We start from the raw sequence: 24,928 nt of genomic DNA on the forward strand, positions 1-24,928 counted from the left end.
TCGGGGGCCCACCCACCGCTCAACTGGAGGAACGCATGAAGCGACCTCGACTCGCGCGGGCCACCGCCGCGCTCACCGCACTCGTGCTCGCGGCCGGCACGACGGCCGCGTGCGGTTCCGGGGACGACGGCGGAGGCGGCGGGGCCTCCGCTCCCGGTGTCACCGACACCACCGTGACCATCGGCAGCCACCAGCCGCTCACCGGGCCCGCCGCGCCGGGGTACAGCGCCAACTCCGCCGCGTCCAAGGCGTTCTTCGACCACGTCAACGCCAACGGCGGCGTCCACGGCCGGAAGATCGTCTACCGGTACGTCGACGACGTCTACAACCCGACGCAGACCGTCGGCGTGGTGCAGCGGCTCGTCCTGCGGGACAAGGTCTTCGCGATCTTCAACGGGCTGGGCACGCCCACCCACTCCAAGGTGGTCGGCTACCTCAACGCACAGCGCGTGCCCGACCTGTTCGTGGCGTCCGGCTGCGGCTGCTGGGACCAGCCGAAGCGGCATCCGCAGACGTTCGGCTGGCAGGTCGACTACGTGCGCGAGGGCAAGATCCTCGGCGACCACGTGCGGCGCGCGTTCGCGGGCAGGAAGGTCGCCTACTTCTACCAGAACGACGACTTCGGCCAGGACGGCGTCAAGGGCCTGGACAAGTACATCCCGGCGAGCCAGGTCGTCACCCGTCAGTCCTACCAGCCGGGCGGCACCGACGTCGGCGCCCAGGTGCAGGCGATCGCGCAGTCAAAGGCGGACGTGGTGGTGCTGTTCTCCATCCCCACCTACACCGCGCTGTTCCGCCTGGCGGCGCTCAAGCTCGGCTACAGGCCGCAGATGGTGGTGAGCAACGTCGGGTCGGATCCCGTCACGCTGACCGGGCTGCTGGAGAGCCACGCCAAGCGCGGCGGCGCCCAGGTCGAGGGCAACCCGCTCATCCAGGGCATCATCACCGACGCGTACCTGTCGGCGCCCGGCAGCGACGACAGCTGGATCCGGCTGTTCCGCCAGATCCACCGCCAGTACATCCCCAAGCTGCCGTTCAACGGCAACATCATCTACGGCATGTCCGTCGCCTACACCTTCGTGCAGGCGTTGCAGGCCGCCGGGCCGCACCCCACGCGCAAGGGCCTGGTCGAGGCGCTCGAGAAGTCCAAGTTCACCGGGCCGGGGCTGGTGCCGTTCGCCTACAGCAAGGACTCGCACGCCGGATACACCGGGGCGCAGATCGGTGTCATCAAGGGCGACACGGTCGTGCTCCAGGGACAGCCGATGACGACGGACGCGGGCGACGGCCCCATCCAGCCGTACACGGGCGGGCAGCCCCAGGCCCCCGCCAACGGCATCCCGCCGCGGAACTGAGCACGGCCGGGCGGCGGGACCGGCCCGCCCGAGTTCGTCACGCGGGCCGGTCGGCGGAGGCCGCCGTCAGCGGGTGGCGGACCGGCGTCGCGAACGACGGCGTGCCGCACGGCCCAGGGAGCGACCACGACGCGACGGCGGTGTCGGGATGGTCCCGCATACCGCGATATGCGCCATCCTCTCCCGGCCCGCGGCGGGCCCGGCGGGGCCGGGCCTTAGGCTGACCGCGTGACCGGTCCGGGAGCGGCTGTGCCGCGGTACGTGCGAGGCGGGTTCCTGGCCGCCGCGTGCACGCTGCTGGCGCTGGGCGGTCACGTGTGGGGCGGCGCGCGGGACTGCTGCCTGCCGCCGCTGCCCGCCGTCCTGGTCACCGGCGGCGCGGTGGGCGCGTTGAGCGTCGCCGTGACGCGCCGGACGACCTCGTTCTGGAAGATCCTCGCCGTCATCGGGTGGGCGCAGGTCGCCTTCCACATGGCGTTCACGGTCACCGCGGGCTCGGCGTCCGCCGCCGCGCACCATCCGTCCGCGGTCCCCGAAGCGGCCGCCACAGGTCCGTCGATGCTGGCCGGGCACGCCGTGGCGGCCGTCGCGGGCGCCGCGCTGCTGGCGGGCGCCGACCGGGCGCTGTGGTGGCTGTGCGGGGCGATCTTCGCGATCGTCGTGGCGCGGCTGGTGTCGCGTCCGGTCGCGGTCGAACGCCCCGCCTGGGTGGTGGTCGTTTCCGGCGACCGGCCGCCGCCCGCGGGCGTCGTGCTGGCCCGGGCCGTCCGGCGCCGCGGCCCTCCGGTGATCGGCCCGCACGCCGTCTGAGCCCGTCCGGCGACGGGCCGCGCGGCGTGCCCGCGCATGTCCTGATCACCGGAACGCGAGGAAGTCTTCGATGTTCGACCGGCCGTTCCGGCGCGCCGCGCTGTCTGCGTGCGCCGCCGTGACGCTCACGACCACGCTCGTGACGTCGGGATGCGCGAACTCCGCTCCCGACGACGAGCCGGACACGACGCTCAGAGCCGTCCTGTCCGCCCCCCGCAGGACCACCTATCCGCTGACCCTCGACAACTGCGGCCGGAAGGTGACGTTCACCGGGCCGCCCCGGCGCCTGCTCATCCTCAACGGGACCTCGGTCGCCGAGGTCGAGAGCGTCGTCCTGCTCGGCCTGCAGAAGCACGTGCTGGCCAACGCGCAACGCTACGGCGTGTCGGACCACCCCACGATGCTCCGCGACGTCCAGGCCCTGCCCGACGGCGGGTTCACGATGAACAAGAACTTCGAGGTGCCCGCCGAGCGGGTGCTGTCGGCCAAGGCGGACCTGGTGCTGTCGACCTGGTCGGGCGGGTTCGACGCCAGGCGCGGCCTCGCCACGCGCGAGCAGCTCGCCGCGACGGGCGTCAACACGCTCGTCAACCCCGTCAACTGCGCGCTGGGCAAACCGGACGCCTCGCCGGAGGAGAAGGCCGCGTACGAGGGCATCTCCATCGAGTCGTCGTACGAGTTCCTGGCGCTGCTCGGGCTGGTCTTCGACGTCCAGCACCGGGCGGCGCGGGTCAGCGCCGAGCTGCGGCGGCGGGTGGAGGCGGTGCGCGCCCGCGTCCACGGCCGACCCGCCAGGAAGGTGCTGATCGCCTACCCGGGCATGGCGATGATGAACGTCAACGGGCTGCCCGCGGTGATGACCGGCCGCCTCACCGACGAGGTCGTCCGCGCGGCCGGAGGCGTCAACGCGTTCGCCGGCCGCTCCCGCGACGTCACCTCCACCCTCAACCGCGAACAGCTCGCCGCCGCCGAGGTGGACGTGCTGGTGGTGGGCGCCTTCGAGCCGAACGTGGACCTGGACGCCGAGGCGCGGAAGCTGTTCGCCGCCTACCCGCAGTGGCGGGCGTCCCGGACCCGCACGTACACCACCGCCTCCGACGGGGTGTTCCTCGGGCCGCTCAACGCGTGGGCCGTGGAGAAGATCGCCAAGGCGGTGCACGGCGATGGCTGAGGCGCGGGTGCGCGGGCGCGGCCCGCACATGGTGCCGGGGCACATGACGGGCGTGCTCGTCGCGGGCCTGGCGGTGGCGCTCGTCGCGGTGTCGGTGGTGGCGATCTCGATCGGCTCGGTCACCGTTCCGGTCGGCGCGGTGTGGCAGGTGATCGGCGCGCATCTGACCGGTGCGCCGTCCGATCCGCTGCGCGAGCAGGTCGTCTGGGAGATCCGCACGCCGCGCGTGCTGGTGGCGGCGCTGGCCGGCGCGGGACTGAGCGTCGCGGGCGTGGCGCTCCAGGCGCTGGTGCGCAACCCGCTGGCCGACCCGTACGTGCTGGGGGTGTCGGCGGGGGCGTCGCTGGGCGCGGTGCTGGTCGCCGCCGTCGGCGCGAGCGCGCTCGGCGGTCTCGGCGTGACCGGCGCGGCGTTCTGCACCGCCATGCTGACCGTGCTCGCGGTGTACGCGCTGGCGCAGCGCGGCGGGCGGCTGGTGGACTCGCGGCTGGTGCTGGCGGGCGTCGCCGTCGGCTACCTGTGCTCGGCCGCGACCAGCTACGTGCAGCTGCAGATCGACGAGACCGAGCTGCAGGGGCTGATGTTCTGGCTGATGGGCAGCGTGGCGGGCGCGTCCTGGTCCGACCTCGGGCTGCCCGCCGCGGTCATCGCCGGCTGCACCGCCTACCTGCTGCTGCGGGCCCGCGGCCTCAACGCGCTGCTGGCCGGGGAGGACGCGGCGGCCGGGCTCGGCACGTCGGTGCGGACGCTGCGCGTCACGCTGCTGGTCGTCGCCTCGCTGCTGACCGCGACGGCGGTGAGCGTGGTCGGCGGGATCGGCTTCGTCGGGCTGATGGTGCCGCACGCCACCCGGTTCCTCGTGGGCGCCGACCACCGGCGGGTGCTGCCGGTGGCGCTGCTGCTCGGCGCGGCGTTCCTGGTCGTGGTGGACGTCGCCGCCCGCACCGTGGACCGTCCCGACGAGCTGCCCGTCGGGGTGATCACCACGGTGCTGGGGGTGCCGTTCTTCCTGTGGCTGCTGCGCCGGGGGACGCGCTGATGCGGCTGGTCATCGACGGCGTGACCGCCGAGATCGAGGGCGTGCCGATCGTGTCGGACGTCGACCTGGTGGCCGAGCCGGGTGACTTCGTCGGGCTGGTCGGGCCGAACGGCAGCGGCAAGTCGACGCTGCTGCGCACCGTCTACCGGTCGCTGCGCCCGGCCGCCGGGGCGGTGTCGCTGGACGGCGACGACCTGTGGCGGATGCGGGCCCGGCAGGCGGCGCGGCGCCGCGCCGTGGTCACCCAGCACGGCGAGCTGGGCGGGGAGTTCTCGGTCGCCGAGGTGGTGGCGATGGGACGCGCCCCGTACAAGGGACTGCTCGACCGGGAGGACGCCGGCGACCGCGCGATCGTCGCCGACGCCCTGGAACGCGTCGGCATGGCGTGGGCGGCCGACCGGCTGTTCTCCACGCTGTCGGGCGGCGAACGGCAGCGGGTGCTGGTGGCGCGGGCGCTGGCGCAGCGGGCGCCGCTGCTGGTGCTGGACGAGCCCACCAACCACCTGGACGTGCGGGCGCAGCTCGGCCTGCTCGACCTGGTGAAGTCGCTGGGGCTGACCCTGCTGGCCGCCCTGCACGACCTGGACCACGCCGCGTCCTACTGCGACCACGTCGTCGTGCTGAGCGGCGGCACGGTCCGGGCCGCGGGGCCGCCGCTGGAGGTGCTCACGCCCGAGTTCGTGGCCGAGGTGTTCGGCGTGCGGGCGCACATCGGCCCGCATCCCCTGACGGGCCGTCCGCACATCGCCGTGGCGTCGCTGCCGTGAGCGACGAGGGCGTCCGGCGCGGCGCCGGACGCCCTCCGCTCAGCTCTCCTCCAGCAGGCGCCGCCCGATCACCATCCGCTGGATGTCGGCCGTGCCCTCGCCGATCAGCAGCATGGGCGCTTCACGGTAGAGCCGCTCGATCTCGTACTCGGTGGAGTAGCCGTATCCGCCGTGGACGCGGAAGGCGTCCTCGACGACCTCCTTGCAGTACTCGCTCGCCAGGTACTTGGCCATCCCGGCCTCCAGGTCGTTGCGTTCGCCGGAGTCCTTGCGGCGGGCGGCCATCACCGTCATCTGGTGCGCGGCCTCCACCTTGGTGGCCATCTCGGCGAGACGGAACAGCACGGCCTGGTGCTCGGCGATCGGCCTGCCGAACGTCTCACGCTGTCTGGCGTGGCCGAGCGCCAGCTCGTAGGCGCGCCGCGCCACCCCGCAGGCGCGCGCGGCCACGTTGACGCGGCCGACCTCCACGCCGTCCATCATCTGGTAGAAGCCCCGCCCGGGCTCCCCGCCGAGCACCCGCTCGGCGTCGATGCGGTACCCGTCGAACAGCAGCTCGGTCGTGTCGACGCCCTTGTACCCCATCTTGCCGATCTTGCCGGGAACGGTCAGGCCGGGCGCGACCTCCCCGAACCCGGGTTCCTTCTCGACCAGGAACGTGGTCATCCCCCGGTGCCCGGCGGCGGGGTCGGTCTTGACGAGCACGGCGACGAGGTTCGCCGTGGCGCCGTTGGTCAGCCACATCTTCTGCCCGTCGATCACGTACGCGTCGTCGTCGCGCACCGCGCGGGTGCGGATCGCCGCCACGTCCGACCCGCATCCCGGCTCCGACATGGAGAAGGCCCCGCGCACCTCCCCGGCGGCCATCCGCGGCAGGTACCGCGCCCGCTGTTCGTCAGTCCCGTGCTGGACGATCATCCAGGCGACGATGAAGTGCGTGTTGACGATCCCCGACAGGCTCATCCAGCCGCGCGACAGCTCCTCGACGACCAGCGCGTAGGTCAGCAGGGACTCCCCGAGCCCGCCGTGCTCCTCGGGGATCGTCAGCCCGAACAGCCCGAGCTCCCGCATCCGGTCGACCAGCTCCCGCGGGTAGGCGTCGGCATGCTCCAGCTCCGTCGCGACCGGCAGCACCTCCTTGTCCACGAACGCCCGGACGGTCGCGATGATCTCCCGCTGCTCGTCGGTCAACCCGTACGTCTGCTGCAACCTGTCGCCCATGCCACCAACCTTCCAGAATCTCCCGGCCCCGCACCAGATTGATCGTTAGTGTTGGATCGCTCCCACTGGTGGATCGCCCCCACGGGGGCCGGGCGGTTCGGGGAGACCATGGGATACATGTGGGCGGTGTCGCGGGCCCTGTTCAGGGCGTTGCGCGACAGCGGACGGGCCAGGCGCAGGCGCCGCCGTCCTTCGCGTGGGCGGCGGCCGCCGGCCGACCCGTAGACCCCGGTCAGGCGAAGGTCGCGGTCATGGCCGTGACGGCCGCCGGGGCCTCGATGGACAGGTGGCCGTCCGGGGAGCCCGCGGCGACGAACGGCTGCCCGACATAGACGGGTTTGCGGGCGCGGAACGCCAGCTCGCTCACCTTGTGACCGGCGCGGCGCGGCAGTTCCAGGCACAGGATCGCCAGCAGGGGGCCGTGCACCACCAAGGCCGGATGGCCTTCCACCTCGGTCGTGTAGACGGGGTCGTAGTGGATGCGGTGGGCGTTGTAGGTCAGCGCGCTGAACCGGAACAGCAGCACCGGGTCGGTGGTCGCCGGCAGCGTCCACGGCGCCTCCACCTGCGGCGGCTCGTACGAAGGAGCGGACGTGGGCGTGGCCGGGTCGCCGCTGCGGTAGACGAGGTCCTGTTCCTCGACGGCGATCTCGGCGCCGTCGCGCAGGTAGGTGTGGCGGACGGTCACGAACAGCAGCTCGCCGCTGCGGCCGTGCTTGAGCGTGGTGTCGGCCGTCTCCGAGCGGCGGGTGAGCGTGTCGCCGAGGCGGATCGGCTGGCGCAGGGTGAGCCGGCCCCCGGCGAACATGCGGCGCCGGTCGGGGATCGGCGGCAGGAAGTGGCCGTCGCGGGGATGGCCGTCGGCGCCCAGGTCGCCGGTGCGGGGACGGTCGAGGAAGTACAGCCACTGCCACAGCGGCGGCAGTTCCGGACCGGGCGGGTCGACGTCCAGCAGTCCCGCCAGCGCCAGGGCGGGCGCGGGGTGGATCGTCTCCGTGCGCTCCTGCGGGCCGGGCTCCCAGCCGGCGATGTCGATCAAGCGACCACTCCCTTCGCGCGCAGCCCGGCGGGGTCCAGCCCCAGCTCGGCCAGGACGGCGTCGGTGTGCTCGCCCAGCCTCGGGGCGGGCACGACCGTGCGCCGGCCGGTGTCCAGGGGCGAGGCCGGGGCGTGCACGCGGCCGACGCCGGGCTGATCGATCTGTTCGAGCAGGGGGCTGGCGGCGGGGTCGAGGTCGGCGAAGCGGCGGTACGGGGCGTACAGCACCGACGTCGGCGCGAGCGCCTTGTCGACCTCGGCGAGGGTGCGTCCGGCGAACCAGGGGGCGAGCAGGGCGAACAGGGACTCGCGGTGCCGGTAGCGGTCGCCGTCCAAGGTGAAGTCGGCGCCCAGCAGGCGTTCCAGCTCGGCCACGGTCCCGGTCAGCCCGGTGGCCGCGCACAGGTCGGTGAAGTGCCGGGCCGTCAGCGCCACCACCATGACGCGTTCGCCGTCGGCGAGGGGGAAGTCGCGGCCGAGGCCGCCGTACAGGTCGTTGCCGATGCGGGGACGCTCCGCGCCCAGTTGCGCCTCGGCGAGGAAGCCCAGGTTGCCGGCCATGGCCAGCGCCACGTCGTGCAGCGCCAGGGTGATCCGCGCGCCGGCGCCCGTGCGGGTGCGGCGCCGTTCGGCCGCGAGCAGGCCCACGGCCGCGTACAGCCCGCACGCCACGTCCCAGGCGGGCAGCACGTGGTTGACCGGGCCGGCGTGGTCGGCGGGCCCGGTGACCAGCGGGAACCCGATCTCGGCGTTGACGGTGTAGTCGACCGCCGCGGTGCCGTCCGCGCGTCCCTGGATCTGCAGGTGGATCAGGTCGGGGCGGGCCTGCGAGAGCGTCTCGTACGACAGCCAGGCCCGGCCCACCGCGTTCGTCAGCACGGCTCCGGCGTCGGCCACCAGGCGGGTGACGACGTCGCGTCCCTCCGGGGACCGGAAGTCGACGGTGACCGACCGTTTGCCCTTGTTCAGCCCGGTCCACACCAGGCTGGTGCCGGACGGGGCCAGCGGGTGGCGTCCCACGTCGGCCGCGCCGCCGAGCGGGTCGACGCGGACGACCTCGGCGCCGAGCTGGGCCAGTGTCATGCCGCCGAGCGGGGCCGCGACGAAACTCGACACCTCGACGATCCGCAGGCCCTCCAGCATCCGCCCATTATGCAACTCGGCGGTCGCGGCGCCGTCAGAGGCGTTCGAGGATGGTGACGTTGGCCTGGCCTCCGCCTTCGCACATGGTCTGCAGCCCGTAGCGGCCGCCGGTGCGCTCCAGTTCGTGCAGCAGGGACGTCATGAGGCGGGCGCCGGTGGCGCCGAGCGGATGGCCGAGCGCGATGGCGCCGCCGTTGGGGTTGGTGCGGGCCGGGTCGGCGCCGGTCTCCTTCAGCCAGGCCAGCACCACGGACGCGAACGCCTCGTTGATCTCGATGGCGTCCATGTCGCCGATCTTCATCCCGGCGCGGCGCAGCGCGTGCGCGGTCGCGGGGATCGGCGCCGACAGCATCCGGATCGGGTCCTCGCCGCGCGCGGAGATGTGGTGGACGCGGGCGCGGGGCGTCAGGCCGTGGTCGCGCACGGCGCGTTCGGACGCGACGAGCAGCGCGGCGGCGCCGTCGGAGATCTGCGAGGCCAGCGCGGCGGTGAGGCGCCCGCCGTCCACCAGGGTCCGCAGCCCGGCCATCTTCTCGGGTGAGGTGTCGCGGCGCGGCCCCTCGTCGGCGGCGACGTCCTCGTAGGGGACGATCTCCCGTTGGAAGCGCCCCTCGTCGATCGCGCGGATCGCGCGCCGGTGCGAGGTGTAGGCGAACGCCTCCATCTCCTCCCGCGAGATGTCCCAGTCACGGGCGATCATCTCGGCGCCGTTGAACTGCGACACCTCCGCGTCGCCGTACCGGCGCGTCCAGCCCCTGGACCCGGCGAACGGGCCGGAGCCGAAGCCGAGCGGCTCGGCGGCGGTCATCGCGTAGGCGATGGGGATCTGCGACATGTTCTGCACGCCGCCCGCCACCACCAGGTCGGCGGTGCCCGACAGCACCGCCTGCGCGGCGAAGTGCACCGCCTGCTGGGACGAGCCGCACTGCCGGTCGACGGTCACGCCCGGGACCTCCTCGGGCAGCCCGGCCGCCAGCCAGCAGGTGCGGGCGATGTCACCGGCCTGCGGCCCGACGGTGTCGACGCAGCCGAAGACGACGTCGTCGACCGCGGCCGGATCGGCGTCCACCCGGTCCATCAGCGCCGCCAGCACGTGCGCGCCCAGGTCGGCGGGGTGCGCCCCGGACAGCCCCCCGCCGCGCCTGCCGACCGGTGTGCGGACCGCCTCGACGATGAATGCCTCGGCCACCTTAGGGCCTCCCTCCTCAGGCCTGGATGCCCTCCAGGACCATGGCCAGGTACTGCTTGGCGATGTCGTCGGCCGCCAGCCGCCCGCCGTGCCGGTACCAGCTCGCCGCCACCCACACGGTGTCGCGGACGAACCTGTACACCAGCGGCAGGTCGAGGTCGGCGCGGAACGCCCCCTCCCGCACGCCCCGCTCCAGCAGCGACATCCACATCCGCTCGAAGCGGCGGTGCGAGTCGAGCAGGTAGGAGAAGCGTTCGCTGGTGGCGGCCAGGTGGCGGGACTCGTTCTGGTAGACGACCACCGCGGCCCGGTGCCGGTCGATCGAGCGGAACGACTCCACGACGATGGCCTCCACGGTCTCGCGCGCGCCGAGCCCGGCGGCCAGCACGCGGTCGTAGGCGGCCCACATCTCGTTGAGGAACGTCGAGAGGATCTCGTCGACCATCGACTCCTTGGAGTCGAAGTGGTAGTACAGGCTGCCGCCGAGGATCCCGGCCGCGTCGGCGACCTGCCGGACGGTGGTGGCGGCGTAGCCCTTCGCCGCGAAGACCTCGGCCGCGGTGGCGAGAAGCTCGGCGCGCCGTTCCGCGCGCGCGGCCGCGGTGCCCTCGGTGTCGCGCCGTCGTGGGCTCATGGGCGGTGTGCTCCTAAGGATGCCGGCTGGAAACGGAGACCACCTCGCCCGTCATGTAGGACGAGTAGTCGCTGGCCAGGAAGACGATAACGTTGGCCACCTCCCAGGGTTGGGCGTAGCGGCCGAACGCCTCCGCGCGCGTCAGCTCGTCCAGCAGGTCCTGTGACGTCACCTTCACCAGGTGCGGGTGCATCGCCAGCGACGGGGCCACCGCGTTGACGCGGACGCCGTGCGGGGCGGCCTCCAGCGCGACGCAGCGGGTCAGCGCCATCACCCCGGCCTTGGCCGCGGCGTAGTGGGCCTGGCCGCGCTGCGCCCGCCATCCGATCACCGACGCGTTGTTGACGATGACGCCCGAGCCGTGCTCCCGCATGATGCGCAGCGCGGCCCGGGTGCAGCGCATGGTGCCGTTGAGCGTGACGTCCAGCACGCGGTTCCACTGCTCGTCGGTCATGTCGGCCAGCTCGGCGGTGCCGCCCAGCCCGGCGTTGTTGACGGCGACGTCGAGGCGTCCGAAGCGCTCGACGGCGGCCGCGTACAGCGCCCGCACCTCGTCCTCGGACGTGACGTCGCAGCGGCGGGCGGCCACCCGGTCGGCGCCGAACTCCTTCTCCAGCGCGGCGCGCGACTCGGCCAGGCGCCGCTCGTGCGCGTCGGACACCATCACGGCGGCGCCCTCCTCCAGGCAGCGGCGCGCGGTCGCACCGCCGATCCCGGCCCCGGCCGCCGCCGTGATCACCACGACGCGGTCGCGCAGCAGGCCGTGCCCTTCCACGTACCGCGGCATCGCCTCGGTCATGCGGTCCCCTTCGGCTCGCGCGGCAGGCCGAGCACGCGCTCGGCGATGATGTTGCGCTGGATCTCGTTGGACCCGGCGTAGATGGTGTCGGCGCGGGAGAACAGGAACAGCCGCTGCCAGTCGTTGAGGTCGTAGGGTTCGCCGTCGGCGACGAGCCCGGCCGCGCCGAGGACGTCCATGGCCAGCTCCCCCAGCTCCCGGTGCCACGTCCCCCACACCAGCTTTGAGATGGACGACTCGGGGCCGGGGGCGCCCGAGGCGACGCCCGCCATGGTGCGCACCGCGTTCAGCCGCATGATCTCCAGGCCCATCCAGGCGCGGGTGAGCCGGTCGCGCAGCAGCGGGTCGTCGACGGCGCCGGTGCGGCGGGCCAGCTCGACCACGCCCTGCAGTTCGCGGCGGAACCCGACCTGCTGGCCGAGCGTGGCGACGCCGCGTTCGAAGCCGAGCGTCGCCATCGCGATCCGCCAGCCGTCGCCGGGCGCGCCGACGATGTTCGCGGCGTCGGCGCGGGCGCCGTCGAAGAACACCTCGTTGAACTCCGAGGTGCCGGTCATCTGCACGATCGGGCGGATCTCCACCCCGTCCTGGCGCATCGGGACCAGCAGGTAGGACAGCCCGGCGTGCCGCGCGGACCCGGGTTCGGTGCGGCAGAGCGCGAAGCACCAGTCCGCCTCCGTCGCCAGGGACGTCCACACCTTCTGCCCCGTGACGCGCCACTCCCCGCCGACCAGCTCGGCGCGGGTCTGCACGCCCGCCAGGTCGGACCCCGCGTCCGGTTCGGAGTAGCCCTGGCACCACAGCTCCTCCACCGCGACGATCGGCGGCAGGAACCGGGCGCGCTGCGCGTCGGTGCCGAACGCGATGATCGTCGGGCCGAGCAGGTTCTCCCCGATGTGGCCGACCCGGGCGGGCGCGCCGGCCAGCGCGTACTCCTCGTGGAAGATCACCTGCTGGGCGACGGTGGCGCCGCGTCCGCCGTGCTCGACCGGCCAGCCGAGGCAGGTCCAGCCCGCGGCGGCCATGTGCCGCTCCCACGCCAGCCGGGCCGGGAACGCCTCGTGCTCGCGGCCCGGCCCGCCGAGGCCCCGGGCGCCGGCGAACTCGCCCGCCAGGTTGGTCTCCAGCCAGTCGCGGACCTCGGCGCGGAAGGCGCGGTCCGCCGCGCTCTCCCGGCCCGGCGCCCGGCCCGTCCCGTACCGCGTCCTCACACCGGAGGACTCTACCAAACGATTGTTAGAAAATATCGCCCCGGCCCCGGCGGCTAGGCCACGCGGACGACGAAGAGCGTGGTGTCGTCGGCGAACGGGTCGTAGCCCATCCGGGTCAGCACCAGGTCCAGCAGCCGGTCCGGCTCGCAGTCGTGCTTCTCGACGATCCGGGCCAGCCGGTCGATCTGCTCGTCCAGGTCGCTGTCGCGCCGCTCCACCAGGCCGTCGGTGTAGAGGACGACCACGTCGCCCGGCTGCAGCTGCGTGGTCAGCGTCCGGTACGTCAGCCGGGGGAAGGCGCCCAGCAGCGGGTCGGGCGTGTCGTCCAGCAGCCGCGCCCGCCCGTCGCGCACCAGCAGCGGCGGCGGGTGACCGGCGGTGGCCCACTTCATGCGGCAGGTCTCGGGCTCGAAGTGCGCGATCACGGCGGTGCCGGTGGCGGTCGGCTCCTGGTCGTTGGCCAGGTCGTTCAGCCAGCCCATGAGGCGTCCGGCGGACTCGCCGGTGTAGGCCAGGCCCAGCAGCCCGTGCCGCATGCGCGCCATGTCGGCGGTGGCGGCCAGGCCGTGGCCGCTGCAGTCCCCGACGGCGAACAGGGCCCGCCCGTCCGACAGCACCCGCGTCACGTGCCAGTCGCCGCCGATGCGCGCGGTGTTCTCGGCGGGAATGCTGCGGACCGCGGCCCTCAGCCCGCTCGCCCCGGCCAGCACCAGGTCGGGCGGCAGGATCGCGCGGCGCAGCGCCAGCGCCACCTGCCGCTCCCGGGCCGACTGGCCCTGCAGGCGCAGCAGGTCGCGGCGGGTCTCGGCGAGGGCGCCCTCCAGGGACCGGCGGTGACTGATGTCCTGGGTCAGCATCCGCACGCCGACCAGCAGGCCCGAGGAGTCCAGCACCGGCTCGGCGTACAGCCACAGGTGCCGCCGCTCGCCGTCCGGGGTGCGGATGCGGTGCTCGTACTGGACGGACTCGCGCCGGTCCAGCACGGTGTGCAGCGCGTCCTCGGCGAGCGGCAGGTCCTCGGGGACCACGACCTCGGATATCTCCTTCAGCGTGACCGGCCCGTCCTGCTCCGTGCGGCCGTAGTTGGCCAGCATCTGCGACGACCAGTCCTGCTCCCCCGTCGCCACGTCCCACTCCGCGAACCCGATGCGCGCCAGCCGCTCGGCCTGCTCCAGCCGCCGCGCCGTGCGCTCCTCCTCGTCGTGAAAGCGCCAGATCAGGCAGATACCGGTGGGGACGCGCACCGACCGGATGGTGAGCCGCATGGTGCGCGGAGTGCCGTTACGGCTGGTGGTGTAGGAGAACGGGCCGCGGGCGAACGGCCGTCCCGTCTCCAGCACGTCGACGTGGGCGGCGAAAAGGCCGCTCAGCACCGCGCCCGGGTCGGCGCGCAGCAACCGGCGCCCCCGCAGCTCGCGGATGCCGCGGCCGAACGGGTCCACGGCGTGCTCGTTGAGCGCGGCGTAGACGAAGTCGACGACACGCCCCTCGGGCGAGCGGACCGGCACCAGCCAGGCCGCCGAGACGATCGCCGCGTCCAGGATCGCCCGCGCCACCGGGTCGTCCGGGGTCGCGGCCAGCAGGTCGGCGTCGGCCTCGGCGTCCTCGGTGATCGGCCGGCCCAGCAGCTCCTCGACGGCCACCATCGGATCGGTGTCGCCGCGCGGGGTGGTGCGCCGCCGCGCCCTCAGCGCGCTCTCCCGGACCACGGCGTACGCGTCGCCGCCCGTCTCCCGGGCCGCCGGACGGTCCCCGACCAGCAGCGCGGCCGTCTCCTCCAGCTCCATGCCGAGGTCGCGGGCCAGCCAGATCAGGTGCTGCAGGGCCTCGCCGGGCTGGCAGCCCAGCCGGTCGGCCAGCACCACACGGGCCTCGGCGATCACGGCGCGTCCACGCGCCGCGGCCTGCATCCCCTGCAGCATCGGCACGCGCCGCCGCCCCGGCTCAGCAGCGCGCGCGGCCTCACCGGATTCGTCGCGGGTCCCCGCCTGACCGGGAGCAGCCCCCTCCTCAGGTACACCCGTCTCCTGGCCCTCAGCTTGCTCTGAGGCCGCCGCCTGCTCCGGCGCGGCGGTGGGTCCAGGCGCAGCGGGCTGCGCCTCCTTTGCAGGCTTGGTGGCCCGTGGGGGCTTGCTCTCGTTCGGAGGGCCGCCGTCCGGCTGGGCGGCGTCGTCCACGTCGTCGGACGCCGGCGCGTCCGACGGCGTGACCTTGCCCGGCACCTTGGGCGGCGGCTCCGCCCGCACCGGCTCTCCGGGAGCCTCTGGCGCGGCGTCCCGGGGGCGTCTGCCGCCCGCCGGAAGCCGCGGCTCGCCGTTCGTGGAGGAGCCCGCGCCGACCGCCCCGGCGGCGTGCCCCGCCCGCCCGGCGGCGGACTGGGCGCGCTCCGTCCCAGGTCCGGCCTGTCCGGCTACGTCGTCCGGCCGCGACCGCCCACCGGGCGGCCGCTTCCACCCCGCGTCCACGATTTCCACAACACCGGAATATAGGACGAACCGCAATGAGTGTCGGCATCGTCGACAAACCGGTCGAGGGGCGGGAACTGCGGTACTACAAAGCCAGGGTCAAGAGTCCTCCTCGGAGGCATCACCAGCACGTACGCCCGTTGAAGATCTTCTGCTCCGCCGCCATGGACCAGTAAATTCCTCGTCAGCAAAAGATGTTTCTGGAATCGGCTCGGAAACGATCGGCACGTTCCGGTGCAGCAACGTGAAGAGCCTTTCCCAGCGGTCGAGGACGGCGTCGGGACGGTAGCGCTCCACCGACGCGCGGGCCCGCGCCCCCATGGCCCGGCGCAGGGCGTCGTCCCGGATGAGCCGTCCGAGGGCCGCCGCGAGGGCGGCGGTGTCGCCCGGCGGCACGAGCAGCCCGTCCTGCCCGTCGGTGAGCAGGGCGCGGACGCCGGGGGCGCAGTCGAAGGCCACGGTCGGCAGGCCGTAGGCCATCGCCTCCAGCACCGACATCGGGAACCCCTCGGCCCGGGACGGCAGGACGAAGATCGAGGAGCCGGCGAGCGCGGTCTCGACGTCGGAGACGACCCCGCGGAACTCCACCGACGTGGCGATCTCGGGGATCGAGGCGACCTGGCGGCGCAGTTCGTCCTCCTCGGGTCCGGCCCCGTACACGCGCAGCAGCCAGCCGGGGTACCGGGACGCGACCCGTGCCCACGCCTCCAGCAGCAGGTCCACGCCCTTCTCGGCCGACAGCCGCCCCACGCAGGCCACGATGGGGGCGTCGAGCGATGGCAGGCGGCGCGGCGTGACGTGCAGGGGGTTGGGCATGTGCCCGACGTTGGTCATGCCGTCGCGCGCCCAGGCGTCGGCGTCCTCGGCGGTGAGCGCCAGCAGGCGGTCACAGTGGGCGAACAGCTCCCTGACGCGGGGATAGCGGGACGATTGACGCGTGGCCTCGTACGACTCGTGCGTCATGCCGATGACCTTGAGCCCGGTGGTGTCGGCCGCACGGACCCACTCCATCGCCCACACCTGCGCCGCGATGACCACGCCGCCGGGGCTCGCCCCGGCGAACAGCTCCGACAGGCGCGCCGCCCCCTGGCGGAGGGTCCTGGTGCGCCACAGGTCGCGCCCGTAGGCGGCGACGTTGAGGCGCTGACGCACGGAGTGGGGGCGCCATGCCATCATGGGGGGCCGCCACTGCTCGTGCAGGGTGACGACGGCGTACGAGCCGTCCGCCTCGTAGTCGTGCCGCTCGGCGGCGTGGGTGACGCCGACGAGGGTGACGTGGTGCCCGCGCCCGGCCAGCAGGCGCGCGAGGTGATGCGCCCACCGTTGCAGGCCTCCCACGGCGTCGGTGTTGTTGCACACGATGAAGACGTCCCTGGGCTCAGCCATCGCGGGCCCCCTCCCTGGTGGTGAAGAACCGCTCCACGACGGCGCGGGCGGCGGTGCCCCGGTCGTACTCGCCGAACCGCTGGACGAAGGCGCGGCGGCGCCGGGCGTATCGGGCGCCGACGCAGTCCAGGTCGGCGAGGGCGGCCACCAGGTCGTCCTCGGTGGCGGTGACCGGGCCCGGGGCGTGCTCGGTCAGGTCGAAGTAGCCGCCGCCCAGCGTCTGCGGGTCGGGCACGTGCAGGATCATCGGCCGGTCCAGCAGCGCGTAGTCGAACATCAGGGACGAGTGGTCGGTGATCAGCGCGTCGGCGAGCAGCAGCAGCGGCGTGACGTCGGGCAGGCGGCCCGCGTCGAGGGCGCGGATTCCGGCTGCCGCGGGCCGCCGGGTACGGCACAGGTAGTGCGGCCGTACCAGCAGGACCATCACGTCGCCGAACTCGCGCGCGAACCGCCGCGGCTCGATCGGCGGGTCGACGTGGCGCACCGGCTCCCCGTCCGGGCCACGGCGGAACGTGGGCGCGTACAGCACCACCCGCCGCCCGTCGTCCAGGTCGAGGGAGCGGCGCAGCGCCTGCGCCTCCGCGGCCACGTCGGGATCGGCATTGACGAGCGGGTCGTTGCGCGGATATCCGGCCGGCACCAGTTCGGCGCGTACGCCGAGACCTCTGACGAGCGTGTCGACATCGTGCCGCGAGCGGATCAGGAAGCAGTCGTAGCGTTCCACCATGCGACGCAGCCGCGCGCGTTCGGCCCGCCCGGCGCGCTTGATCCGGGGCTGGTCGAAGCCCATCAGCTTGAAGGCCGAACCGTGCCAGGTCTGGATGTAGGTGGTCTGCGGCCGCTTGCGCAGCCCGCCGGGGAATCCCTGGTTGTCGATCCAGAACTGGGCTCGGGCCAGCTCCCAGTGGTACGCCCACGAGTTCCGGCGCACCAGCACGGCGTCCTTGGGGAAGCCCCGGGGTGAGGAGTCGTACGCCCACACGGCCCGTACCGGAACCCCTGCCCGGCGTAGCTCACGATGGATGTACTTGGGGTTGTCGGCGTAGTGGCGTCCCATGTGGCTTTCGAAGACGACGGTGCCCGTGCGCACGGGCAGCCGGCTCAGCACGTGGTTGAACACGGCCGTCTTGGTGGTACGGGACGTGACCGCACGCCGGGCCGCCCTGTGGAGGCGTCGCGCGGCTCTCAGCGTGCGGCGGGCGCTACGGAGAGCACGACGCCCCAGCGGCGCTTTCGCGGCCGCCCGGGCGGTACGCCACGCGCGTCCGCTCCTATGCAGGACGAAGGCCAGATTCCCCCTCGTGGTGATGTAGGGACGCAGACTCCCGGCCGCGAGTCGTGAAAGGCGCGGACGCACCGGCAACAGCACGTGCTCCACCGCACCGCCGAGTTCCCTGCCGGACAGACGGGTGACGACCTCCTCGCCGTCCACGTTCAGGCGCAGCCGCACGTCCCACACCGCGTCGGCGACGCCCACGGGACCAACCTGCCGTACCGGATCGAAGTCCGCCGCCCACAGGAGCCGATCCCCCGCGTGGGTGACGGTCGCGGTGACGCGGAAGACCCGCCGGGGCCTCAGCCTGGCGGACAACTCAAGGCTCGCTGTCATGGTCGCGTCCCCCGCCACCCTGCCCAGGGGATTCAGAACGTGCCCGCGCAAGCGCGCGCGGCCGTCCCGCACCGTCAGCCCGGTGACCACATTGAGGGGGCGAAGCTCACTGAGCGGGCACTGCTGCAGCCCCAGATGCGTCACGTCCAGAATCCGGCGCGCTTCGCGCGACGAGGCATACCGCCCGCTCCAGAAGACACGTTTGTCGTGTTGGACCAATTCGGCACCGAGCACGGGATACTCCGCCGCCGCCAACGCCCCGTCTTGGTCGCCCTCACGCAACAGGTACGCGGCGATGGCGGCCATGGGGCTGGCCGCCTCGTAGACCCGAGGGTCGAGGCCGGCCAGATAGTCGGCGGCCAGTGCACGGAAACCCTCCCTGTAGACGGCGTCGCGGCACGGCAGATCGCGCATGTAGAGCAGCAGGTCGTGGTTGACGAACTTGACGTCCTTGGCGAGCCGCAACTCCTCGTCACCGTGCCGTCGCAACAGCGCGTCGATGCGCCGGTGTATCTCCAGCCGGTCGGCGAAGTTGGCCAGTTCCGAACGCCGGCTGGAGATCGACCGCGTATGGGGCTCGACCAGCCAGTTGTAGACGCGATGCGGAATGAGCGCCGTACGGGACGCCGCCAGGTACGCCTCCGCCGTGAACAGCAGATCCTCGTAGTGCAGCCGTTCCGCGAACCGCAGCCCATGCCTCTCCAGGAAGGCGCGCCGGTAGAGCTTGTTGGTGGCGAGGGTGTCGTACAGCAGGTCCGGGTTGTCGCACAGCGCGCCGTAGACCGCCGTCCGCTGGTAGAGCCACGGGTACCAGGGGCGCTCCCGTTTGCGCACCCGGTCCATGTGAACGCGCGTGCACAGCCCGGAGACCAGGTCGGCGCCCGTGTCCTCGGCCGTGGTCAGCAGGTTGAGGCAGGCGTGCGGGTCCAGGACGTCGTCGCTGTCGAGGAACATCACATACCGGCCGCGTGCCCGCTCCACGCCCGCGTTGCGCGGGCGGCCGCACCCGCCGGAGTTGACCGGCAGCCGCACGACCCGCATCCGTCCCGGATGCTCGGCGGCCAGCCGTTCGGCCACCAGCCCCGTCCCGTCGGTGCTCCCGTCGTCCACGACCACCACCTCAACAGCGCTGAGCGACTGCCTCAGCGCCGAACCGACCGCCCGGGGCAGCCGACCCGCGTCGTTGAAGGCGATCACGACCACGCTCACGTCAGGGCCGCGCGGACCAGGCCGGTGGGAGCCGGGCAGGAGGCGCCCAGACGGGACGTGCCCGTGCGGCCCTGCCCTCATGGACGTGTCCTCCCCCCGTCCCTGCCCGCGTGCCGGATACCTTTCCGGCCACCGCAACGACGGAGTAGAAGACACCACAAAAAAAGTGAATGATTGCGGCATTCAGGACGACAAAGGGCGCCCGGCGCGTGCCGGACGCCCTCCGCTGCCCGCCGATCGTCAGTCGGCGTCGTAGTCCGGGTACCCGTACCCGGCGACGAGCGACTTGGGACGCACCCGCTTCTCCACGGCGTTGTTGGTGTTGCCCTCAACGGTGGTGATGGTGCCGTCCCCGTTGTCCTCGACGACCAGGCCGACGTGGTCGATGCCGTAGATGCCGCCCCCGGACCCGTTCTGCCAGTCGAAGAACACCACGGCCCCGGGCTTGGCCTTGTGGCCCCAGCGCCCCTTCTTGGCGAACCACTTGGCGTGCTGGACGGTGTAGGCGTCCCAGCCCATGTCCTTGACACCGAGCTGCGCACCGACCCAGGACACGAACATGTTGCACCACTCGGCGCCGTTGTAGGCGTCCACACTGAACCCGCCGTCACGCTTGGCCGTCATCTTCGCGTTGGGCGTCGAGACGAACCAGTCGTGGTACTTGGTCTGCCGGTCCGGCCCCTCCTTGACACCGACCTGCTCCAGGGCCAGACGGATCGCCTCGGACGGCTCGACCTTGCGGATCGGAACCGCGTAGCCCTCGGGCTTTTCACCGATGGCGACACTCCTGTGCGCCTTCTCCACCTGTGCCTGGGCGATAGGCCCCTTGACCTGCGGCTCCTCGTTCGAGGAAGGAGCGATGAGGGCGAAACCGACGGCTCCGGCCAGCACCGTCCCCATGGCGACGCCCACGCCCAGACGAGCCTCGGGGGATTGAGAAGCGATTCGATCGGGCATGCAGAGAACTCCTTGTCTCCCATGGCGCCTACCGGGTTAGCTGACGGATTCGGGCATGGAAGAGCCCTACGGCGCGCATCGTCGACGCGCCGATTCACCCCGGGGCCTGCTCGGCCCGACTTGGGTCCCCGGCTCCGGTCCTCGCTCAGGCGACGGACACGGACTCGGCCACGGCCACCGCTGCCCACGGCGGCCGCTCACTGGTCTGATCTCGGTGGGGGGCGCGTTCCCGCGCGCCACGGTCGCGCCCCGGTCCCTCCCGGGTCACGACGGGCCACGACGCATGGCGCGCGTCGCGGGATTCGGGCCTGACGTTATCAGATGCCCACGCTAGGGCAAAAAACGTAAAGGCACTCTGACCTGCAACAACACCAGGAACGAGCCCCCCATTCCCCCCTGCTGTCACAAGGCGCACACCTGGCGGGTCAAGGCCGTGATCCTGGCGGCCGCCGTGGGGTAGGACGTCCCCGCCGGCTGCAGCGTGAGCACCGCCACGACGTACCGCTCCCCCGGCCCCACGAGCCCGGTCGTGTGCAGGACCGGCCGCCCCAGCCCCAGATCCCCCGGCACGACCCCGGACGCGCCCTGCCCGAAGCCCGACCAGCCCTGCTTGACCGCCCACGGCTTCGGCACGGCCCGCGGAATCCCGAAGTACTGGTCGTAGCCGTCCGTCCCCCGCCTGGTGGCCCTGCGCAGCTCCCGCAGCACGACCTCGCGGTGCTCGGGCCGCGCCCTCTCCAGCAGATAGCGGTACGTCTTCACCACGTCCGCGGCGCTGAGCGCGGTGTACCCCCAGAACCCCGGCTTGTCCGTCGGCGGCGGCCTGGTGTCGGTGAGCCCCATCCGCCGCGCCATCCGCTCGACGATCGCCCCGCGCCCACCCCGCCGCCACAACGCCGTCGCCGCCGCGTCATCGCTGGACCGCAGCATCGGCCCCAGCCGCGGATCGGCCTCCCGGCTCCGCTCCAGATGATCGAGCGCGATGAGGATCTTCACCACCGACGCCGACCGGAACACCCGGTGCGCCCGGTACTCCCGCACCGTCCTCCGGCTCTCCCGGTCGAACACCACGTACCCGGCCCGTGTTCCCCGAGGCACCACCGGCTCCCGGGCCACCTTCGGGGTCGCCCTCTGCGTCGCCTGCTGCGTCGCCTTCTGGGTCGACTCCACCGCCCCACCACTCACCGGCCCAGCCCCCGGCGTCCGCTCCGCCCCCTGGTCACACCCACAAACCACCCCGAACGCCGCCACCAGAGCCACCCCGACCCGGCCCACCCGAGCCCAGGCTCCCGCTATCTCGGTACGCATGACCCCGCAGACTGCGCTACAGTAATCACGCCTGCTGCGGCAGGCGCCGGGACGTAGCGCAGTTTGGCAGCGCACTTGACTGGGGGTCAAGGGGTCGTGGGTTCAAATCCCGCCGTCCCGACAGAGAAGTAGCAGGTCAGAGGCCGGTTCTCAAGATCGAGAACACGGCCTCTTGATCATTTGTTAGCCGCTCGTTAGCGAACCCGGCACCCCCTCCCCGCACGAGAACGGTTCACACAGCACCCGACGGCACGCCTCCCCCAACGCATTGTGTTCACTGAGCGCTTTTCATCCTTGGCGGCGGCGGCGATCTCACGGTGTTGCAGGACGTGGATGGCCCCGGCGAGGCAGCCGGCCTTGTGCGGGCAGCGCAGCTTGAGCAGGACGCGCCAGGTCTTCAACTGGGCATGGGCTCGTTCGCCGCGGCCGCGCAACCTGGCGTGCGCGCGGTTGGCACCCTCCTGAGACTCCGGCTCACCCTCCCCCTTGTACGGCGTGATCAACGGTTCACCCGCGCCCCAGTAGCCCTTGTCGCCCAGCGCGAGCACTCCGGCAGCGCGCAACTCGCCCAGGACACCCCCAGATGCGAGCCGCAGTCACATCACCACGCGCCCGGCTGCGCCCCGACACCCACACGATGTCGCCGCCAAGAGTGACGATGACCTCCAGGCTCATGCCGTGCTTCTTGCGCTTTCCCGAGTAGAACAGCCGGGCGACGGCCACACGGCCGATCGGGAGTGCCGTCCAGCACCAGATAGGCGTGCCCGTCGGCCTAAACGCGCCGCAGCGCCGCACGCAGCCCGGGAGCGCGGACGCCAGCAAAGCCGCCCCAAGATCCCAGCATCCGGGAGCAAGTCAAAGAGTTCTTCCGGCGTCCGGACGCGTCGGCGGTTTGGCAGACGACGGTCCGCAGTACGGCCGGGCGGGCCGCCGGGGCATATCCCGACCGGATACCGGACGGTAGTCCGTGGACGCCCGACGAGCCTGTGGACGGTCGCGTCCGCAACGGCGCCGAAGCGTGGGAAGGATCAGGTCAGCGGCGAGTATGCCGCCGCCGTACCAAACCGGCTGTCCGCCATGCACGCCGCCGGGACCATCCCCGCGTGTGCGAGGAGCACACCGGCCGCGATGGTGGCCTCACCGGTCAGGGGCCCTCCCCGCCGTGCGCGGGGAGCGTCGATGCGTGTTGAGGGTCCCCGGGACCGGGGGCCACCCCGCGTGCGCGGGGAGCACGACTCGACGCTTCACGTCTGTATCTCCCGCGCCGGACCATCCCCGCGTGCGCGGGGAGCACATCACGAGCACGTGGCCGGGGTTGGCCGGGAAGGGACCATCCCCGCGTGCGCGGGGAGCACCTGGACGCGGGCCATCGCGTCGCGGCCTGAGCCGGGACCATCCCCGCGTGCGCGCGAGCACATCGGCGGCGCGCGCGTCGGCCTGGTCGAGCCGGGACCATCCCCGCGTGCGCGGGGAGCACTGACGCCCTGTCTCGGGTCGGACACCCGGGGGGGACCATCCCCGCGTGGGCGGGGAGCACCCGCCCGCCGTGCGGTACAGGTTCTGGCCCCGGGGACCATCCCCGCGTGCGCGGGGAGCACGCTACGGCGTTCCACATCTTGACGATGCCGCCGGGACCATCCCCGCGTGCGCGGGGAGCACCGGCATCTCCACCGGCCCGGGACGCGATGGGTGGGACCATCCCCGCGTGCGCGGGGAGCACACTGAACATCCCGCAGCCAGTCTCCGTCAATGGGGACCATCCCCGCGTGCGCGGGGAGCACGCCGCCCGCAACCCCACCGACCGGGCGAAGGCGGGACCATCCCCGCGTGCGCGGGGAGCACTCGGCGCGGGCCCACTGCCCGATGCCGGTGACGGGACCATCCCCGCGTGCGCGGGGAGCACCTCGCGTGCTGCATCCTGAACGGGCGGCCGTGGGGACCATCCCCGCGTGCGCGGGGAACACGACGCCGACCGGATCGTGTGGACGGCGCACCTGGGACCATCCCCGCGTGCGCGGGGAGCACAGCTCACGGTGAGAGATCGTCGCGTGCTGGCCGGGACCATCCCCGCGTGCGCGGGGAGCACTTGTAGATGGGGCCGAGGTAGAGCAAGTCCGGGGGACCATCCCCGCGTGCGCGGGGAGCAGGTCCTGCTCGACGCCCTGGGCGCCACGCTGACGGGACCATCCCCGCGTGCGCGGGAAGCACTGAGTTGATTCCAACTTCATCTGGCCTGGTGGTGAAGGGTGAGGATGGCCTGGACGATGGCGGTCAGGCGGCTGGGTGAGCAGCGGGCCTTCCGAAGGATGTGCCAGCCCTTGAGCGTCGCGGCGCCTTGCTCGCCGAGCGCGCGAGTGCAGGCATGGTCCCGGTTGAACAGCTTTTTGCGTTTGCCGAGCTTGCGGCCCTTTTTCCGCTTGTACGGGGTGCCGATCGCGCCGCCCGCGCCGACATACCCCTTGTCGGCGTAGCAGGCGATCGCCCGCGCGGTCAGGCCCTGGACAATGCCGTGCGCGCGGGCGGCGGTCAGATCGTGGGTCGAGCCCGGCAGCGCGGGCGACGCCCAGATCAACTCGCCGTGGGGACCGGTGAGGAACTGGACGTTCACTCCGTGCCGACGATGCTTCCCTGAGTAGTACAGCCGGTCGTTCTCGCCCGAGAGACGGTCGGTGCAACCAGGGTGCCGTCCAGGATCACGTACGCCTTGCGGGCCGCGATCCGCAACGCTTGCCGCAGGTCAGGTGCCAGTTCGGCGAGCAGGTTCACCACCTCGGTGACGTACCGGTGGGCGGTCGCGGCACCGATCCCGAACGCCGCGGCCAGGCCGGCGAAGGTCTCGTTCCGCCGCAGATGCACCAAGACCAGCAACGCCTGGCGGCCGGGTGGCAGCACCCGCCAGCGCGATCCGATTCGGCGTCGGTGGTCACGGATGAGGCCGGCTACGAATCTGCCGGTCGCGGGCGACAGATCCAGCGCAGCGCGATAGAACAACACCAGAAGCTCCTGGCAGGGCGGTTCGTCTTGGTCGACTCCGCATCTACCAGGAGCTTCGCCACGTCATGATCGCTTCCCGCGCCTCGCAACCAGCCTGTGACCAGCCAGATCAGGACGGAAAGGGCTCACTGCCGGACTGAGCAGGTCGCGATGATCCGGTCGGGACCATCCCCGCGTGCGCGGGGAGCACTCCTTCTACCAGGGGCCCACACCCGCACCCGGGGGACCATCCCCGCGTGCGCGGGGAGCACGGCGCTGGGGCTGGGCGCCCTGGTGGGTGCGGTGGACCATCCCCGCGTGCGCAGGGAGCACTCGAACCCGTCCTCGTCCCAGTCGATCCCCACGGGACCATCCCCGCGTGCGCGGGGAGCACTATGGGCCCGACTTCCGGATAAGGCTGGCCCAGGGACCATCCCCGCGTGCGCGGGGAGCACTTCGACGGCGCGCTGCTCGGCCTGGTGGGCTCGGGACCATCCCCGCGTGCGCGGGGAGCACTCTCGCTCCGTTCTCGCAGCGGAGGCTCGGCTGGGACCATCCCCGCGTGCGCGGGGAGCACTTCGACGGCGCGCTGCTCGGCCTGGTGGGCTCGGGACCATCCCCGCGTGCGCGGGGAGCACTCTCGC

At 72.7% G+C, this 24,928-nt stretch carries 17 protein-coding genes, 1 tRNA gene, 2 pseudogenes, 1 CRISPR repeat array and 1 riboswitch; of the genes and pseudogenes, 6 read left to right on the forward strand and 14 right to left on the reverse strand.

All coding sequences use genetic code 11. The annotated features are described in order from the left end of the window. The first annotated feature begins 35 nt into the window (after positions 1-35). From ABZ801_RS24695 to ABZ801_RS24715, 5 genes are all read left to right on the forward strand, one after another. Positions 36-1,355, forward strand: a complete 1,320-nt coding sequence (locus ABZ801_RS24695; protein WP_360701793.1) for an ABC transporter substrate-binding protein — start codon at positions 36-38, stop codon at positions 1,353-1,355. Between the two features lie 228 nt (positions 1,356-1,583). Further along, positions 1,584-2,165 (forward strand): hypothetical protein, encoded by a 582-nt coding sequence (locus ABZ801_RS24700; RefSeq protein WP_360701795.1) that lies wholly within the window; start codon positions 1,584-1,586, stop codon positions 2,163-2,165. A gap of 70 nt (positions 2,166-2,235) precedes the next feature. Then, positions 2,236-3,336 (forward strand): ABC transporter substrate-binding protein, encoded by a 1,101-nt coding sequence (locus tag ABZ801_RS24705; RefSeq protein WP_360701798.1) that lies wholly within the window; start codon positions 2,236-2,238, stop codon positions 3,334-3,336. Then, on the forward strand, positions 3,329-4,375 hold the full coding sequence (locus ABZ801_RS24710) for an iron ABC transporter permease (protein WP_360701801.1): 1,047 nt from the start codon (positions 3,329-3,331) through the stop codon (positions 4,373-4,375). Before ABZ801_RS24705 ends, ABZ801_RS24710 begins: the two co-directional genes overlap by 8 nt. Continuing rightward, positions 4,348-5,142 carry an ABC transporter ATP-binding protein gene (locus ABZ801_RS24715; RefSeq protein WP_344959233.1) on the forward strand — a complete coding sequence of 265 codons (795 nt, stop codon included), beginning with the start codon at positions 4,348-4,350 and terminating at the stop codon, positions 5,140-5,142. Before ABZ801_RS24710 ends, ABZ801_RS24715 begins: the two co-directional genes overlap by 28 nt. Positions 5,143-5,181: 39 nt before the next feature. Here ABZ801_RS24715 and ABZ801_RS24720 read toward each other — a convergent pair whose 3' ends face one another. The 12 genes from ABZ801_RS24720 to ABZ801_RS24775 form a co-directional block, all read right to left on the reverse strand. Next, entirely contained in the window at positions 5,182-6,363 is a 1,182-nt protein-coding gene (locus ABZ801_RS24720; RefSeq protein WP_360701804.1) for an acyl-CoA dehydrogenase family protein, read from the reverse strand. A 232-nt stretch (positions 6,364-6,595) separates the two neighbouring features. Beyond that, complete coding sequence (locus tag ABZ801_RS24725) at positions 6,596-7,402, reverse strand: MaoC family dehydratase N-terminal domain-containing protein (protein WP_344959237.1); 807 nt, start codon at positions 7,400-7,402, stop codon at positions 6,596-6,598. Next, entirely contained in the window at positions 7,399-8,544 is a 1,146-nt protein-coding gene (locus ABZ801_RS24730; protein ID WP_360701807.1) for a CoA transferase, read from the reverse strand. The genes ABZ801_RS24725 and ABZ801_RS24730 overlap by 4 nt, the downstream gene beginning before the upstream one ends. 34 nt (positions 8,545-8,578) lie before the next feature. Further along, a complete protein-coding gene (locus ABZ801_RS24735) occupies positions 8,579-9,733 on the reverse strand; it encodes an acetyl-CoA C-acetyltransferase (RefSeq protein WP_344959242.1) in 1,155 nt (384 codons plus the stop codon). Between the two features lie 16 nt (positions 9,734-9,749). Next, entirely contained in the window at positions 9,750-10,367 is a 618-nt protein-coding gene (locus ABZ801_RS24740) for a TetR/AcrR family transcriptional regulator (protein WP_360701810.1), read from the reverse strand. A 13-nt stretch (positions 10,368-10,380) separates the two neighbouring features. After that, complete coding sequence (locus ABZ801_RS24745) at positions 10,381-11,166, reverse strand: SDR family oxidoreductase (RefSeq protein ID WP_360701813.1); 786 nt, start codon at positions 11,164-11,166, stop codon at positions 10,381-10,383. Then, a complete protein-coding gene (locus ABZ801_RS24750) occupies positions 11,163-12,377 on the reverse strand; it encodes an acyl-CoA dehydrogenase family protein (RefSeq protein WP_360701816.1) in 1,215 nt (404 codons plus the stop codon). Before ABZ801_RS24750 ends, ABZ801_RS24745 begins: the two co-directional genes overlap by 4 nt. Before the next feature lie 53 nt (positions 12,378-12,430). Continuing rightward, positions 12,431-14,299 (reverse strand): SpoIIE family protein phosphatase, encoded by a 1,869-nt coding sequence (locus ABZ801_RS24755; RefSeq protein ID WP_360701919.1) that lies wholly within the window; start codon positions 14,297-14,299, stop codon positions 12,431-12,433. A 642-nt stretch (positions 14,300-14,941) separates the two neighbouring features. Then, the gene (locus ABZ801_RS24760; RefSeq protein ID WP_360701819.1) at positions 14,942-16,228 is read right to left on the reverse strand and encodes a glycosyltransferase; all 1,287 of its coding nucleotides are present in this window, start codon (positions 16,226-16,228) and stop codon (positions 14,942-14,944) included. Next, positions 16,221-19,046: a CDP-glycerol glycerophosphotransferase family protein gene (locus ABZ801_RS24765; protein ID WP_360701821.1), complete on the reverse strand. Its 2,826-nt coding sequence runs from the start codon at positions 19,044-19,046 to the stop codon at positions 16,221-16,223. The genes ABZ801_RS24760 and ABZ801_RS24765 overlap by 8 nt, the downstream gene beginning before the upstream one ends. Positions 19,047-19,286: 240 nt before the next feature. Beyond that, positions 19,287-20,003, reverse strand: coding sequence for a CHAP domain-containing protein (locus tag ABZ801_RS24770; protein ID WP_360701823.1), 717 nt, complete (start codon positions 20,001-20,003; stop codon positions 19,287-19,289). A gap of 11 nt (positions 20,004-20,014) precedes the next feature. Further along, positions 20,015-20,165, reverse strand: a riboswitch (cyclic di-AMP (ydaO/yuaA leader). Between the two features lie 240 nt (positions 20,166-20,405). Then, a complete protein-coding gene (locus tag ABZ801_RS24775) occupies positions 20,406-21,173 on the reverse strand; it encodes a serine hydrolase (protein WP_360701825.1) in 768 nt (255 codons plus the stop codon). Between the two features lie 185 nt (positions 21,174-21,358). Between ABZ801_RS24775 and ABZ801_RS24780 the strand changes: the two genes are divergently transcribed. Then, a tRNA-Pro gene (locus ABZ801_RS24780) sits at positions 21,359-21,432 on the forward strand. 190 nt (positions 21,433-21,622) lie between these two features. Here ABZ801_RS24780 and ABZ801_RS24785 read toward each other — a convergent pair. Next, positions 21,623-22,122 (reverse strand): annotated as a pseudogene (locus ABZ801_RS24785) (transposase family protein); the annotation flags it as partial. 278 nt (positions 22,123-22,400) lie between these two features. Next, positions 22,401-23,519: direct repeats of the CRISPR family, unit length 29 nt; unit sequence GGGACCATCCCCGCGTGCGCGGGGAGCAC. Between the two features lie 16 nt (positions 23,520-23,535). Then, positions 23,536-24,305, reverse strand: a pseudogene (locus ABZ801_RS24790) (transposase family protein). Positions 24,306-24,928: the final 623 nt, after the last annotated feature.

The sequence above is a fragment of the Actinomadura sp. NPDC047616 genome, assembly GCF_040642915.1.
Taxonomy (GTDB): domain Bacteria; phylum Actinomycetota; class Actinomycetes; order Streptosporangiales; family Streptosporangiaceae; genus Spirillospora; species Spirillospora miaoliensis.